Origin of the sequence: Mesorhizobium sp. M0028 (assembly GCF_040323855.1) — a bacterium.
GTDB lineage: Bacteria > Pseudomonadota > Alphaproteobacteria > Rhizobiales > Rhizobiaceae > Mesorhizobium.
Genome location: NZ_JAMYVG010000004.1, coordinates 68,607 through 82,042 on the forward strand (window position 1 = coordinate 68,607; position 13,436 = coordinate 82,042).

Consider the following 13,436-nt stretch of genomic DNA (forward strand, 5'->3'; position numbering starts at 1 on the left):
CAGCCCTTGCATCTTTCGCGGGAGAGCGGCCGATCGAAGACCCGTCGTCGTGGGGATTCGGCCGCAGCCCGCCAGAGACCGCGTCGGGCACGATGTCGCACCCAAGCAAGTAGCTGATTTATAACGAAAAAATACTTGAGCTTGAACGTCCGCTCGTGGCTTGACGGGCGCGGACCCTCTAACTATGTTGCCGGCGACTTTAAGAAGCGGACGGACGGTGACGGTCTGACCGGGCAGGGGGGTTGCGTGGCCGACAAGAATGGGCCAGACGGAACCGGAAAAACCGGCCGCGGCAAGCAGCATGAAGCCGACATCCGCGACGACGATCTTGAGCGCCGTCGGCGCGACCTTGAAGCATCGCTTGCGACAAGGCGGCCGGACCGGCTCGAGGGGAAAGACGACGCGAAAGCGGGCAGTGTGGCCGGGTACGGCCAGGCGCTCAAGCTGTCCAGCGAGTTCATCGCCGGGATAGTGGTCGGCGCGGCTCTCGGCTGGTTTATCGATCGCGTGGCGGGGACATCGCCATGGGGTCTGATAGTCGGGCTGTTGCTGGGTTTTGGCGCCGGCGTGCTCAATGTCCTGCGTTCAGCCGGGCTTGTGTCGGAATTCGGAACGGGCGACAAACCGCGCGATCCGAAAGAATGAATTGAGGCGCCGCATGCCGGCGCATTGAACAGGATACTGAAGCCGTCTGCGGCTTCGATGGGGATTTAAAGTGGCTGCTGACAAGGTCGATCCGATCCACCAGTTCCAGATTCAGCCGATCATTCCGATTCACATCGGCGGCTACGACCTGTCTTTCACCAATTCGGCTCTGTTTATGCTTGCGACGGTTGCTGTTGCATCGGCGTTTCTCTACCTCAGCACGTCGAGCCGCAGCCTCGTTCCCGGCCGCCTTCAGTCGGTCTCGGAAATGGCCTATGAATTTGTCGGCAATATGCTGAGGGACGCCGCGGGCACGCAAGGCATGAAGTTCTTCCCCTTCGTGTTCTCGCTGTTCATGTTCGTGCTTGTCGCCAACCTGCTTGGCCTGTTCCCATATTTCTTCACCATCACCAGCCACATCATCGTCACCTTCGGCCTCGCTGCGCTGGTGATCGGAACGGTCGTCGTCTACGGCTTCACCAAGCACGGCTTTGGCTTCCTGAAGCTGTTCGTCCCGCATGGCGTGCCGGTCTACCTGCTGCCGCTGGTGGTGCTGATCGAGGTGATTTCCTTCGTCTCGCGTCCGGTCAGCCTCTCGGTTCGTCTGTTCGCCAACATGCTTGCCGGTCACATCACGCTGAAAGTGTTCTCGGGCTTTGTCGTCAGCCTGAGCGCGCTCGGCGCGGTCGGCGTGGCGGGCTCGGTTCTGCCGCTGGCGATGGCCGTGGCGCTGACGGCGCTGGAGCTGCTGGTCGCGTTCCTGCAGGCCTACGTCTTTGCCGTGCTGACTTGCATGTATCTCAACGACGCCCTGCATCCCGGGCACTAACAAGGTTTCCGGCATTGCCGCCGGATCGAATTTGCAACGGAATTTTAGATCCAAAGGAGTTGAACAAATGGACGCAGAAGCAGCAAAGTACATCGGCGCCGGCATCGCATGCCTCGGCATGGGCGGCGCGGGCATTGGCCTCGGCAACATCTTCGGCAGCTATCTGGCGGGCGCGCTGCGCAACCCGTCGGCCGCCGACGGCCAGTTCGGCCGCCTGATTTTCGGCTTCGCCGTGACCGAAGCGCTGGGTATTTTCTCGCTTCTCATCGCGCTTCTCGCCCTGTTCGGCTGAATACTTGTTCGGCTGAACATTGGGAAGAATTGAACAGGCCGGCCGCGATCCTGCGGCGGGTCTGAATTTCGGGGATAGTCCATGTTCGTGACATCTGCCTTTGCGCAAGAGTCCGCGCCCGCCGCAACGGAAGGCGAAACGCACGCCGCCACCGGCGTGCCTGCCGAGGCGCACGGCACGTTCCCGCCATTCAATCCGGCGACGTACCCGTCACAGCTGCTGTGGCTGGCAATCACTTTCGGGCTGTTCTACCTCTTCTTGAAGCGGGTAGTGATGCCGCGCGTCGGCGGCATCATCGACGTGCGCAACGACCGCATCACGCAGGATCTCGATCATGCTGCCCGGCTGAAAGGCGAGGCCGATGCCGCCGTTGCCGCCTATGAGCAGGAATTGGCGGAAGCCAAGGGCAAGGCCAATGCGATCGGTCAGCAGGCCAACGATGCGGCCAAGGCGGAAGCCGAGGCTGCCCGCAAGACGATCGAAGCCGCCCTCGACCAGAAGCTTGGCGAGGCCGAGGCGCGCATATCTTCCATCAAGGCCAATGCCATGAAGGAAGTCGGCACGATCGCCGAGGACACCGCTTCGGCCATCGTCGAGGCGCTGGTCGGCGGCAAGGCCAGCAAGGCCGAGATCGCGGCCGCGGTCAAATCCGTGGCCGGGTGAGGAGCGCATCATGGACGCCACATCTCTCGCGACGCTTTGGGCAACCGTTGCCCTCATAATCTTCCTCGGCATTGCCATCTACATCAAGGTGCCGGGCATGATCGCCAAGGCGCTCGATGCCCGTGCCGACAAGATCAGCAGCGAACTCGAGGAAGCGCGCCGGTTGCGCGAAGAGGCCCAGCAGTTGCTCGGCCAATATCAGCGCAAGCGCAAGGAAGCCGAGCAGGAGGCCGCGGCCATCGTCGCCGCCGCCAAGCGCGAAGCCGACATGCTCGCCGCCGAGGCGCACAAGAAGACCGAGGATTATGTCGCCCGGCGTACCGCCTTGGCAGAGCAGAAGATCGGCCAGGCCGAGCGCGAGGCGATCGGCGAAGTGCGCGCCAGCGCCGTCGACATCGCGGTGGAAGCCGCGCGCGCGCTGCTGGCCGGCAAGATCGACGCCAAGGCCGCCGCCGACCTTTTCAACGCCTCGCTGCAGGATTTGAAGTCGAAGCTGAATTAAGCGACGTCGTCGAGAAATTCATCGAAGGCCGCCTGGGAAACCTGGCGGCTTTTTTGTTAGCGAAAGCGGCTGAGCGCAAATCTCCCCCCTCGAGGGGGAGATGTCGCCGAAGGCGACAGAGGGGGTCAGTACGTCCTGGCGCGACGCCATGTGGGACGAAAGAGAAGGTTGGCGCTTCACGCGAGGCGACCCCCTCTGGCCTGCCGGCCATCTCCCCTCGAGGGGGGAGATTACGCCTAGCCGCTTTCGCTCAATCCAGGCCCGAAAGGCCCTCTTCCTCCAGCACCTCGGTGCCGCCGAACCGGAACGGCGCGAAGGAGGCGCGGTGCAGCCGTGCCACTGGCCCGTGCAGATCGATCGCCGTGCGATGGCGCACTGTGGCGTAGCCCATATGCAACTCGAAGCCGTAATGCGCATGATGGCTGCCGCAGCCGCACATCATGCGGTCGCGCATCACCTTGGCGACGATCGAGGCTGCGGCGATCGACTGCGAGCGCTGGTCGCCCTTGATCAGCGCTCGGCCCTCGCAGGGCAGGCCGGGCGGCACGTCGCGGCCGTCGGCCAGCGCCAGCTTCGGCCGGATTGACAGGCCTGCTACGGCACGGCGCATCGCCTCCAGGCTGGCCTTGAGGATGTTGGAGGCATCGATGCCTTCGGCGCTGACCGAGGCCATCGATACGGCAAGTGCGGAGCCGAGGATTTTCAGGAACAGCGCCTCACGCTGCAAATGCGTCAGCCGCTTGGAATCATCGAGGCCGTCGGGGATGTTGGCGGGATCGAGCACCACCGCTGCAGCCACCACCGGCCCGGCGAGCGGGCCGCGGCCGGCCTCATCCATCCCCGCCACCGGCCACAGGCCTTCGGCCATCGCCTTCGTCTCGAACGAGAAGTCGGGTTTCTCGACGATTTCGAAGAGAAGCGGAGAATCGGAACGCGGGCGAGCCATGGTGCGGCGAGGTTCGCATCGGCTCCGATTCTCCGCAAGTCCCTCCGGGTCGGGCGGGGCACCGGACCAGGAGGGGGCTACCGTCTGCAAGCCCGGGGACAGGACAGGCCGGACGGGATTTTTCGCCTGTTGCCGGCCGCTTCAAGCGGCTGGCACGAGACGCTTTGTCACAGCAGCATCAGCTGCTCGGTTGCCTTGGCGGCGGGGACGAACCGGTCGGTCCTCAGCGAGCGCCGCTCGGCATTGAGGCCGAGCCGTTTGGCGGCGATCTCGAAACGGCGGCCGATCTGCCAGGCATAAGGGCCGGAGCCTTTCATGCGCTTGCCCCATTCCGAATCGTAGTCCTTGCCGTCGCGCATCGAACGGATCAGCGACATGACGTGGCGATAGCGGTCGGGATAGTGGCGCAGCAGCCAGTCCTTGAAGATCGGCGCGACCTCCAGCGGCAGGCGCAGCAGCACATAGCCCGCTTCACGCGCGCCCGCTGCCTGCGCCGAATCGAGGATGCGCTCCATTTCCGAGTCGGTCAGTCCGGGGATGATCGGCGCGACCATCACCGAGGCCGGAATGCCGGCATCCGAAAGCTGCCTGATCGCCTCCAGCCGCTTGGTCGGCGTCGACGCGCGCGGCTCCATCGTTCTGGCCAGCATCCTGTCCAATGTCGTCACCGACAGTGCCACCTTGGCCAGCCCGCGTTCGGCCATGCGTGACAGAATGTCGATGTCGCGTGTCACCAGCGCTGACTTGGTGACGATGCCGACCGGATGCCCGCGCGCCTCCAGCACTTCGAGGATCTCGCGCATGATCCGGTATTGCTTCTCGATCGGCTGGTAGGGATCGGTGTTGGTGCCGATGGCGATGGTGCGCGGCTGGTAATTATCCCTGGACAATTCCTTGTCGAGCAGCCGCGCCGCATCCGGCTTGGCAAACAGCTTCGATTCGAAATCCAGCCCCGGCGACAGGCCCATGAAGCTGTGCGTCGGCCTCGCGAAGCAATAGACGCAGCCATGTTCGCAGCCGCGATAGGGATTGATCGAGCGGTCGAAGGAGATGTCGGGCGATTCGTTGCGGGTGATGATGGTGCGCGGCTTCTCGACCTGTACCTCGGTCTTGAAGGGCGGCAGCTCCTCCAGCGAATTCCAGCCGTCGTCGAACACATGCCGGCTGACCGGCTCGAAACGGCCGGACGGATTGATGCCCGCCGACCTGCCGCGATTGCGGTCTGGGCGGACGCGCATGCCGCTCTGCTCGATCATCGCATTCGCCATCTCGGCCCTGCCAGCGCCGAAGGCGGCAATGTCGGCACGCACGATCTGTTCCATTTTGGCCCTTTCCCAGGGACTGTCCGCCCGCTGTCGAATCGCTCTGCTCATGAATGTATTCCTATCGCACCGAGTGGAACAAAGCAAGAACTTTCTCGCGGCGTGCCGCAAAAACTGGCGCTGCCCACCGCTTTCCGCTATTCGGCTAAACATGCTCAGCGTCCTGATCGAAACCCTGAATGACGAGGAGGGCCTCGCCCGCACGCTCGCCTCGCTGATCGGCGGCGCGGTCGAAGGCGTGGTGCGCGACGTTCTCGTCTGCGACACCGGCTCGACCGATCAGACGCACCGCGTCGCCGAACATGCCGGCTGCCACTATGTCAGCGGCGGCATCGCCGCCGGCATCAGGCAGGCCAAGGGCGACTGGCTGCTTTTGCTGGAACCGGGAGCGCGGCTGGGGGAGGGCTGGATCGACGAGGTCGTCGCCCATACGGCCAGGCAAACCATGGCGGCGCGATTTTCACGGGCACGCGGCAGCCGCGCGCCGTTCCTGTCGCGGGTCTTTGCCGGAAATCGCGCTCTCGCCGAAGGCTTGGTGATCAGCAAGCGTCAGGCCGCCGCGCTGTCTAAGAGCGCCCGCAGCGCCGAAGCGATCGCCCGCGGCCTGGCGACAAGAAGGCTCCACGCCGAGATCTGGGTGGCGCCGCGGAAGTGACGGCTTACCATCCCGGCCTAGGGAACGCCGCCCAAGCAAATTTTCTGGCGGGTTGTCGTTTATTGTGCATTGCACAAAATCTGGCCGGGGGTTACCATTCCCAGCGATACGGGCGAATGGGTTTGGGGTGTGCCGGAGCGGCGACGACGACTATCGTCGATGCTGTTCCCTCGACATTTGAGGACCCCGATGACCCGTTCAAGCCCTGACAAGTCCGGCGCTGCAAGCCTCGAGGCGATCGCACGCAACGGCGGTACGCTGCGCCGCATCGCCGCCCGCATTCCGACCTATCTTTCCGACCTTCGCGAGAATCCGGCATGGCTGCCGATGTTCATGCTGGCCCGCACCATGCCGGCGCGGCGGCTGCACTGGCGCGGTGCGAAGCCGGTTCGGCCGGCGCGCAATGTCAGTGAAACGATGTTCGCCGGCGTCGATCGCGATGCCGTCGTCGGCGCGCTGCGGACGGAGGGGCTCTATTCGGGCCTGATGCTGCCGGCCGCCATCCATGAGGAGATCGCCCGCTTCGCCGAGCACACGCCATGCTTCGGCAATTTCGACCGCCGGCTGGAATTCCTGCCCGAAAAACACGCCGATGCAGAAAAGCATTTCGGCCGCCCGCTGCTCAGCGGCCACTATTTCGAGCGGGTCCTCGACTGCAACGCTGCGGTCGCCGTGCAGCGCGATCCGCTACTCCTCGACATCGCAGCGCACTATCTCGGCAGCCAGGCCAAGCTGATCACCACCCGCGTCTGGTGGAGCTTTCCGACCGGTGGCGTCTCGGACGCCGACAAGAACATGGCTTCGCTCGGCAAATACCATTTCGACCTAGACGACTGGCGCATGCTGAAGTTCTTTTTCTACCTGGTGCCGGTCGACAACGACACCGGGCCGCATGTCTATGTCCGCGGCTCCCACAACCGCCGCATCCTGAAGCATCAGCTGACGCTTCTGGTCGGCCATTCGGCGGAAGAGGTGCTGGGCGTCTATGGCGAGCAGAGCCCGGTCACGCTGACCGGGCAGGCCGGTCTCGGCTTTGTCGAGGATCCGTTCGGCTTCCATATGGGTACCGTGCCGACGCGCACGCCACGACTGATGATGGAAGTCGGCTTCGGCGTCTCGCCGCCGTCGCGCCGGCGGTTTCACGGCGAGCCGGTCATTCGCTGAGGCGGGATCGCCCGGCTGATACCTCGCTCCGTCTCAGCCGCGCCGCAAATGCTCGTCCAGGCGCGGCATGATCTCGACGAAGTTGCAGGGCATGTGCCGATAGTCGAGCTGCGGCTTCAAAATGCCGTCCCAGGCGTCCTGGCAGGCGCCGGGCGAGCCCGGCAACACGAAGACGAAGGTGGCGTTGACGACGCCGCCGGTTGCCCGGCTCTGGATCGTCGAAGTGCCGATCTTGTCGTAGGAGATGCGGTGGAACACTTCGGAAAAGCCGTCCATGCGCTTTTCGAAGATCGGCTCCAGCGCCTCCGGCGTCACGTCGCGGCCGGTGAAGCCGGTGCCGCCGGTGGTGATGACGACATCGATCGCATCGTCCTTCGACCAGCCCAAAACCTTGTCGCGGATCTTGTCGCGGTCGTCGGTGACGATGTCACGAGCGGCGAGGATGTGGCCGGCCTCGGTGATGCGGTCGGCCAGGGTCTGCCCGGATTTGTCGTCGGCGAGGCTGCGCGTATCTGAAACGGTCAGTACCGCGATGCGTACGGGAACGAAGGGGCGGCTCTCGTCAATCCTGGCCATGCGCCTCAGCCTCCGATGTCATGCTTCGCGTCGCGGCGACAAACCAGTCGGGATGGCGGCTGCGGATATCGACGGCCGCGCGCTTGGCCACATTGCCGGTCTCGAACAGCCCGAAACAGGTGGCGCCGGAACCAGACATTCTGGCAAAACCGGCTCCAGCCTTGTTCAGCACAGAAAGCGCCTTGCCGATGGCGGGCTGGATTGCACGCGCCGCAGGCTCGAGATCGTTGCGGGTGATCTCCAGCCAGTTGCGGATGCTGTGGAAGTCGAGGCTGCGCGGCAGCGGCGGCAGTCCCGCATTGTCGCGGCGGCCAAGCGCCTCGAACACGTCGGCCGTCGAGACGGCAGTTCCTGGATTGACGAGCACCAGACCCAGCGCCGGGAAACCCGGCACGAGCGTCAGCTCGTCGCCGATGCCGCGGGCTATCAGCGGCCTGGCTGCGAGGCACATCGGCACGTCGGCGCCAAGCGACAGGCCGATCCGCGCCAGTTCGGCATCGCCGATGTCGAGCCTCCAGGCCTGGACCAGAGCACGCAGCACAGCCGCCGCGTCGCTTGACCCGCCGCCGACGCCGGACGCGACCGGCAGGTTCTTTTCGAGCCTGATGGCGACAGCCGGCGCATGCTGGGGACCGGCCTCGCGACGCAGCGCGTCGCGCGCTTTCGCCACCAGATTATTGTCGTCGGCCGGTACCGCGGAGGCGTATTTGCCGGACACGGAAAACCCGTCGCTGTCGGCAAGTTCCGTCTCGATGCGGTCGCCGAAGCGCGTGAACACAGCCAGGCTTTCGATCGTGTGATAACCGTCGGCGCGCCGGCCGGTGACGTGCAGCGCGAGATTTATCTTGGCGTGCGCATGCGATGCCCGGATGCTGGTCTCGGAATCCACTGGCTCGGCCGCGAGGGAGACGACGGTCAATCCTTGGCCAGACGGTATTCGCCGGTCTTCGGATCCTTGACCAGCGTTCCCATCGTACCGTTGGCGGCTTGCTTTTCGGTACGCCGCACCTTGGCGGTCACCCGCTCGGCTTCCCTGACGAAGGAGCGGTAGCCGAAATAGGCGGCAATGCCGACGACGGCGAAGAAAATGATCTGCGGCATGTCAAACTCTCCCTCGCAAGGCCGGCAAGACGGCCGGTCGGGTCGGTTGATGATTTATGCTAGACGCTTTCACCGGCGTTTCAAAGCCCGAAGCGCGCCCACAGCGCGCGCTCTTCCGCCGCATCGATGACGCCGCTTGCCGCGGCGGCGGCAATATCGGGCGCCGAAAAACTCGAGCCGAACAGGCCGAAGCGGCCGAACAGGCCGCGCGGCGCGGTGATCAGCTTGAGCTGGGTCTTCGGCCCGAAACGGCTTTTCAGCACGCTGCGCATGTCGCCGAGGGCATCGACCAGCCCGAGCTCGAGCCCCTTCTTGGCCGTCCAGAACAGGCCGGTGAACAGGTCGGGATCGTCCTTGAGCTTGCTGCCGCGCCTATCCTTGACGAGATCGATGAAGGTCTCGTGGACCTCGAGCTGCAGCGCCTTCAGGCGCTCGACGTCTTCCTTCTTTTCCGGTTTGAACGGGTCGAGCACCGCCTTGTTCTGGCCGGCGGTGTGGACGCGGCGCTCGACGCCGATCTTCTTCAACAGCTCCGGAAAGCCGAACGAGGCCGACACCACGCCGATCGAGCCGACGATGGAGGACGGGTCGGCAAAGATCTCGTCGCCGGCGACCGCGATCATGTAGCCGCCCGATGCCGCCACGTCCTCGACGAAGACCAGGACCTTCTTGTTTTTCTCCGTTGCCAGGTCGCGGATGCGCCTGAAAATCAGCCGCGACTGCACCGGCGAGCCGCCTGGCGAATTGATCGAGATGGCGACCGCCGGCGCGTCGAAGGAAAACAGCTTTTCGAGAAGGCCGGCAGTCGACGCCAGCGACAGGCTCGGTCGGAACTGGCCGCCGCCGGGCATGATGGTGCCGTGCAGCCGGATGACCGGAATGGTGACGACGTTCGAGCGCCAGGATTTCGGCAGCAGGCGATTGAAAAGACGTTTCACGAGGGGGCTGTCTCCGGTCGATTTGCTTGAGGCATGTAGGAATTCGCCGGCCAACGGCAATGCCGTCACCCCGGCAATCAAAATGGATCAGTCTCCGAACAGCGACGCCAGCCCGTTATTGATCAGCTCTGCCCGTTCCGAGGGGCCATTGCCTGAATAGGCATGCAGCATCAGCGGCGGCCGGATCGACAGCTTGCCGCGTGCGCCGAGTGCTGCCCGGACGACGATGCGGATCGCTGCCGCTTCGGGGCGAGGGTGGACGGCCAGCATCTCGGCATCGCCGAAGCGGCCGGCGATGGCATAGAGGATGGCGCCGAGCTGTTCCGGCCGGGCGATGACGGCTAGCCCGCCGCCCGGCCTGACCACCGCGGCCGCGCTGCGGATCCAGCTGTCGAACAGCCCGTCCTCCGAGACATGCGCGGCCTTTCTCAGCGGATCGGGCGTCGCGCGATCCTCGGCGGCATTGAACGGCGGGTTCATGATGACGAAATCGAAGCTGTTATCCTCGAGGCCGGCGGCCGTTCGCGCCCGGCCCGACAGCGCGACATCGGCGACGAGCACCGAGGCGCGGTCGCTGAGATGCGCGTTGCCGGGATGGGCAAGCGTGGTTGTGGCGAAGGCCGCCATTTCCGGAGAACGCTCGACGAGCACTGCCTCGGCACCGGGGCAGCGCGACAGTACCGCCAGGCCGGCCGCACCGGCACCCGCGCCAAAGTCTGCAAGCCGCCCGGCGAACGAGGACGGCACGGCAGCCGCCAGCATCATCGCATCCATGCCGGCGCGGTGGCCTGCTTTTCTGGGCTGCACCAGCCAGAAGCGACCGCGATGGAAGGCGTCGACCGTATGAGCCGGCATGTCCGGGACAAGGGCAGCGGGCGACGCGGACATTATTTTTGGCGGATCTCGTTGGCGATGCCGGCATCCGTCAGGATGCGCCGCGCCGCATCGGCCTTGTCGGCATCCACCATGACACGGCGGGGCAGGATGCCGATCGAGCCGTCGAGCACGCTCATGTTCTGGTCGGCGACGAAAAAGCCGATGCCGGCATCGCGCATCAGCGATTCGACAAAGGAAATGATGACGGCGTCGTTGGTGCGGATGAGCTCTATCATCGGATGAAACTCGCAGTTTGCGGCGTTGATGTAAACGTGGACGTGATTATGTACCAGAGCCGCCGCGCCAATTCGCCTCTTGCCGCACCGGTGGCTGCCGCCCTAGAGTCTGTCCAGGGACCATGTTGCCGTCGTGCATATCGAGGTTGGGAGTTTTGCCGTGGGTGTCGTTCTCAACATTGAAAACGGGAAGCGGGAAGCCGCCTCGATCAAGGACCTTATCGACCTGACCGCCGCCGACATGGGGCGCGTCAATGAACTGATCCTGTCGAAGGCCGGCTCCGACGTCGAGATGATCCCGGAGATTGCCAACCACTTGATCTCGTCCGGCGGCAAACGGCTGCGGCCGATGCTGACGCTCGCCGCCGCCCAGATGTTCGGCTATTCCGGTGACGGCCACGTCAAGCTCGCCACCTCGGTCGAATTCATGCACACCGCGACACTTCTCCACGACGACGTTGTCGACGAAAGCGGCATGCGGCGCGGCAAGAAGACGGCGCGCATGATCTGGGGTAACCAGGCCAGTGTTTTGGTCGGCGATTTCCTGCTCGGCCAGGCCTTTCGCATGATGGTCGATGTCGGCTCGCTGGAAGCGCTCGACATCCTGTCGAGTGCGGCTTCGGTCATCGCCGAAGGCGAGGTGATGCAGCTCGCCGCCGCCAAAAACCTCGAGACCACCGAGGATGAGCATTTCGCCGTGATCAAGGCCAAGACCGCGGCGCTGTTTTCGGCCGCCGCCGAGGTCGGCCCGGTCATCGCCCAGGCGACGCGCAATGATCGCGCAGCACTCCGCTCCTACGGCATGAATCTCGGCCTTGCCTTCCAACTGATCGATGATGCGCTGGATTACGGCGGCACCAGCAAGGACCTCGGCAAGAATGTCGGCGACGATTTCCGCGAGGGCAAGGTGACGCTGCCGGTGATCCTCGCCTATCGGCGCGGCACAAAGGCCGAGCGCAGCTTCTGGAAACGCGCCATCGAGGACAATGCCGCCGACGATGCCGGACTGGAGAAGGCCGTCGGCCTGATGCTCCGCCACGGCGCAATTGCCGACACCATCGGACGCGCCCGCCACTTCGGCGAGATCGCCCGCGACGCACTGGCGCCGCTCGAGGCGACGCCGCAGAAATCGGCGCTGATCGACGTCATCGATTTCTGCATCAGCCGGGTGAACTGAGAGGCGTCGGCGCCCGCGCCTGTTCTCATCGCGCCTTTGCCGGAAGAACCATTGCTGCGAGCAGGCTGACGACGATGCCCGCCGCCGCGAGCCAGAAGGCGACCTGGATGCCGTCGGCGACGGCAATTTTCAAGGCATTGCCGGACAATTCGCCGATTTGGCTGTTCGCAATCGCAATCAGCACGGCCATGCCGACGGCATTGCCGACATTGAGTGTCGTCGAAGCCATCCCCGAGGCGACGCCTTGCTGATCATGCGCAACGCCGGAAGCGGCGGCAATCCACATTGCTGTCCAGACGATGCCTTGTCCGACGCCGGAGACGATCAGGCCGGGTACGAGGGACAGATAGCTGCTCTCCGCGGTCGCGCCTGATACCATCAATGCTGTGCCTACCGCGCCGACGATCATGCCGCCGACCAGCGTGCTGCGCGTCGAAAAGCGCGTCGCCAGACGCTCGCCGGCTTGCGTGCCGGTGGCGATGGCGACCGACGGCACGAGAAAGGCGAGGCCCGTCTGCAAGGCGGTGAAGCCGTGCACGTTCTGCAACAGCACGGTGAGGAAGTAGGGCAGCGCTCCGAAAGTGGCCATGTAGAGGAAGGTGATCGTCATGCCGGCGACGAGGCTGCGGTTGTGGAACAGGCGCAGCGGCATCAGCGGATCGGCGCTCTTCGCCTCGATCATCGTGAAAGCGATCAGGAAGAATGCCGCCAGTGCTGCACTGACGATGATTGCGGTCGATCCCCAGCCATATTCGGGCCCCTGAACCAGTGTGAAGACAAGCAAGGTCGCGCCGGCGGTGACGGTCAGCGCGCCCGGCAGATCGAAGCTGCGGTGCTCGTGCGGCTTCGGATCGCGCGGAATGATGGCGAAAGCCGCGATGATGGCGATCCCGGCCAAAAGCACGTTGACGTAGAAGACCGACGGCCAGCCGAAGGCGCTGGTCAGAAACCCGCCGGCAAGCGAACCGAGCGTCAGGCCGCTGGCGCCTGCGCCACCCCAGACGGCGAGCGCCCGGTTGCGTTCCGGTCCTTCGGCGAACAGACGGTTGATCAGCGACAGCGTCGCCGGAAACAGGAAGGCGCCGCCGATGCCTTGCACGGCGCGGGCCGCAATGATGATTTGCGGCGACCATGCGAGGCCGCCGACCAGGGACGAGAGCGCGTAGAGCCAGAGCGCGAAGATGAAGACGCGGCGCTGGCCGATCAGGTCGGCGGCCCGGCCGCCGAACAGTAGGAAGCCGCCGGTGAACACGGTATAGGCGCTGACCACCCATTGCAGGGTCTGGCCTGAAAATCCGAGGCCGGCGCCGATCTCCGGCAACGCCACGAAGACGATGTTGAGGTCGAGCGCGATGATGAGCTGCGCGAAGGCGAGCAGCGCCAGCGTTGCGCCGCGCTTCGCGCTGGTTGTTCCTTGCGCTGCCATCGCCCCGAGCGGCGCGCCTTGATCGAGTGAACTCATGCCGGTCTCCTTGTCGACAATTATTTAATGATCGACAAAGAATTGAGATTTG

The 13,436-nt window shown here is 64.6% G+C and carries 17 protein-coding genes; 8 read left to right on the forward strand and 9 right to left on the reverse strand.

Translation table 11 applies throughout. The features are described 5' to 3' along the window. The first annotated feature begins 246 nt into the window (after positions 1-246). From NKJ93_RS10745 to NKJ93_RS10765, 5 genes are all read left to right on the forward strand, one after another. Complete coding sequence (locus NKJ93_RS10745; protein ID WP_023716852.1) at positions 247-645, forward strand: AtpZ/AtpI family protein; 399 nt, start codon at positions 247-249, stop codon at positions 643-645. Between the two features lie 70 nt (positions 646-715). Continuing rightward, a complete protein-coding gene (locus NKJ93_RS10750) occupies positions 716-1,474 on the forward strand; it encodes a F0F1 ATP synthase subunit A (protein WP_023716853.1) in 759 nt (252 codons plus the stop codon). Positions 1,475-1,541: 67 nt separating this feature from the next. Next, a complete protein-coding gene (locus tag NKJ93_RS10755; RefSeq protein WP_006206606.1) occupies positions 1,542-1,766 on the forward strand; it encodes a F0F1 ATP synthase subunit C in 225 nt (74 codons plus the stop codon). An 81-nt stretch (positions 1,767-1,847) separates the two neighbouring features. Beyond that, positions 1,848-2,429 (forward strand): F0F1 ATP synthase subunit B, encoded by a 582-nt coding sequence (locus NKJ93_RS10760; protein WP_023716854.1) that lies wholly within the window; start codon positions 1,848-1,850, stop codon positions 2,427-2,429. A 10-nt stretch (positions 2,430-2,439) separates the two neighbouring features. Next, the gene (locus NKJ93_RS10765; protein WP_352588971.1) at positions 2,440-2,931 is read left to right on the forward strand and encodes a F0F1 ATP synthase subunit B; all 492 of its coding nucleotides are present in this window, start codon (positions 2,440-2,442) and stop codon (positions 2,929-2,931) included. Positions 2,932-3,181: 250 nt separating this feature from the next. Here the strand turns inward: NKJ93_RS10765 and rnhB are convergent, their stop codons facing one another. Next, positions 3,182-3,877, reverse strand: coding sequence for a ribonuclease HII (gene rnhB, locus NKJ93_RS10770; RefSeq protein ID WP_352588973.1), 696 nt, complete (start codon positions 3,875-3,877; stop codon positions 3,182-3,184). 167 nt (positions 3,878-4,044) lie between these two features. Continuing rightward, entirely contained in the window at positions 4,045-5,199 is a 1,155-nt protein-coding gene (locus NKJ93_RS10775; RefSeq protein WP_352483734.1) for a PA0069 family radical SAM protein, read from the reverse strand. A gap of 151 nt (positions 5,200-5,350) precedes the next feature. Between NKJ93_RS10775 and NKJ93_RS10780 the strand changes: the two genes are divergently transcribed. Then, positions 5,351-5,854 (forward strand): glycosyltransferase, encoded by a 504-nt coding sequence (locus NKJ93_RS10780; RefSeq protein ID WP_023716858.1) that lies wholly within the window; start codon positions 5,351-5,353, stop codon positions 5,852-5,854. A gap of 189 nt (positions 5,855-6,043) precedes the next feature. Then, positions 6,044-7,018 carry a phytanoyl-CoA dioxygenase family protein gene (locus tag NKJ93_RS10785; RefSeq protein ID WP_352588976.1) on the forward strand — a complete coding sequence of 325 codons (975 nt, stop codon included), beginning with the start codon at positions 6,044-6,046 and terminating at the stop codon, positions 7,016-7,018. 33 nt (positions 7,019-7,051) lie between these two features. Here NKJ93_RS10785 and moaB read toward each other — a convergent pair whose 3' ends face one another. The 6 genes from moaB to NKJ93_RS10815 all read right to left on the reverse strand — a co-directional run bounded on the left by moaB (position 7,052) and on the right by NKJ93_RS10815 (position 10,745). After that, a complete protein-coding gene (gene moaB, locus NKJ93_RS10790; RefSeq protein WP_352588979.1) occupies positions 7,052-7,594 on the reverse strand; it encodes a molybdenum cofactor biosynthesis protein B in 543 nt (180 codons plus the stop codon). Next, positions 7,581-8,483: a 4-(cytidine 5'-diphospho)-2-C-methyl-D-erythritol kinase gene (locus NKJ93_RS10795; protein WP_352589245.1), complete on the reverse strand. Its 903-nt coding sequence runs from the start codon at positions 8,481-8,483 to the stop codon at positions 7,581-7,583. The genes moaB and NKJ93_RS10795 overlap by 14 nt, the downstream gene beginning before the upstream one ends. Positions 8,484-8,509: 26 nt before the next feature. Beyond that, positions 8,510-8,695, reverse strand: a complete 186-nt coding sequence (locus tag NKJ93_RS10800) for a membrane protein (RefSeq protein WP_023674078.1) — start codon at positions 8,693-8,695, stop codon at positions 8,510-8,512. 80 nt (positions 8,696-8,775) lie between these two features. Next, entirely contained in the window at positions 8,776-9,633 is an 858-nt protein-coding gene (locus NKJ93_RS10805) for a S49 family peptidase (RefSeq protein WP_023716862.1), read from the reverse strand. An 87-nt stretch (positions 9,634-9,720) separates the two neighbouring features. Beyond that, entirely contained in the window at positions 9,721-10,521 is an 801-nt protein-coding gene (locus tag NKJ93_RS10810) for a tRNA1(Val) (adenine(37)-N6)-methyltransferase (protein ID WP_352588982.1), read from the reverse strand. Continuing rightward, positions 10,521-10,745: a putative signal transducing protein gene (locus NKJ93_RS10815; RefSeq protein WP_023716864.1), complete on the reverse strand. Its 225-nt coding sequence runs from the start codon at positions 10,743-10,745 to the stop codon at positions 10,521-10,523. The genes NKJ93_RS10810 and NKJ93_RS10815 overlap by 1 nt, the downstream gene beginning before the upstream one ends. A 160-nt stretch (positions 10,746-10,905) precedes the next feature. Between NKJ93_RS10815 and NKJ93_RS10820 the strand changes: the two genes are divergently transcribed. Further along, entirely contained in the window at positions 10,906-11,922 is a 1,017-nt protein-coding gene (locus NKJ93_RS10820; protein WP_023716865.1) for a polyprenyl synthetase family protein, read from the forward strand. 25 nt (positions 11,923-11,947) lie between these two features. Here the strand turns inward: NKJ93_RS10820 and NKJ93_RS10825 are convergent, their stop codons facing one another. Then, positions 11,948-13,384 carry an MFS transporter gene (locus tag NKJ93_RS10825; protein ID WP_198030447.1) on the reverse strand — a complete coding sequence of 479 codons (1,437 nt, stop codon included), beginning with the start codon at positions 13,382-13,384 and terminating at the stop codon, positions 11,948-11,950. Between the last annotated feature and the right edge of the window lie 52 nt (positions 13,385-13,436).

Bases quoted from the DNA above. Each gene is read 5' to 3' on its own strand.
- NKJ93_RS10755 (WP_006206606.1), top strand. From the start codon at position 1,542: ATGGACGCAGAAGCAGCAAAGTACATCGGCGCCGGCATCGCATGCCTC.
- NKJ93_RS10760 (WP_023716854.1), top strand. From the start codon at position 1,848: ATGTTCGTGACATCTGCCTTTGCGCAAGAGTCCGCGCCCGCCGCAACG.
- NKJ93_RS10765 (WP_352588971.1), top strand. From the start codon at position 2,440: ATGGACGCCACATCTCTCGCGACGCTTTGGGCAACCGTTGCCCTCATA.
- rnhB (WP_352588973.1), bottom strand. From the start codon at position 3,877: ATGGCTCGCCCGCGTTCCGATTCTCCGCTTCTCTTCGAAATCGTCGAG.
- NKJ93_RS10775 (WP_352483734.1), bottom strand. From the start codon at position 5,199: ATGGAACAGATCGTGCGTGCCGACATTGCCGCCTTCGGCGCTGGCAGG.
- NKJ93_RS10780 (WP_023716858.1), top strand. From the start codon at position 5,351: ATGCTCAGCGTCCTGATCGAAACCCTGAATGACGAGGAGGGCCTCGCC.
- NKJ93_RS10785 (WP_352588976.1), top strand. From the start codon at position 6,044: ATGACCCGTTCAAGCCCTGACAAGTCCGGCGCTGCAAGCCTCGAGGCG.
- moaB (WP_352588979.1), bottom strand. From the start codon at position 7,594: ATGGCCAGGATTGACGAGAGCCGCCCCTTCGTTCCCGTACGCATCGCG.
- NKJ93_RS10800 (WP_023674078.1), bottom strand. From the start codon at position 8,695: ATGCCGCAGATCATTTTCTTCGCCGTCGTCGGCATTGCCGCCTATTTC.
- NKJ93_RS10810 (WP_352588982.1), bottom strand. From the start codon at position 10,521: ATGTCCGCGTCGCCCGCTGCCCTTGTCCCGGACATGCCGGCTCATACG.
- NKJ93_RS10815 (WP_023716864.1), bottom strand. From the start codon at position 10,745: ATGATAGAGCTCATCCGCACCAACGACGCCGTCATCATTTCCTTTGTC.
- NKJ93_RS10825 (WP_198030447.1), bottom strand. From the start codon at position 13,384: ATGAGTTCACTCGATCAAGGCGCGCCGCTCGGGGCGATGGCAGCGCAA.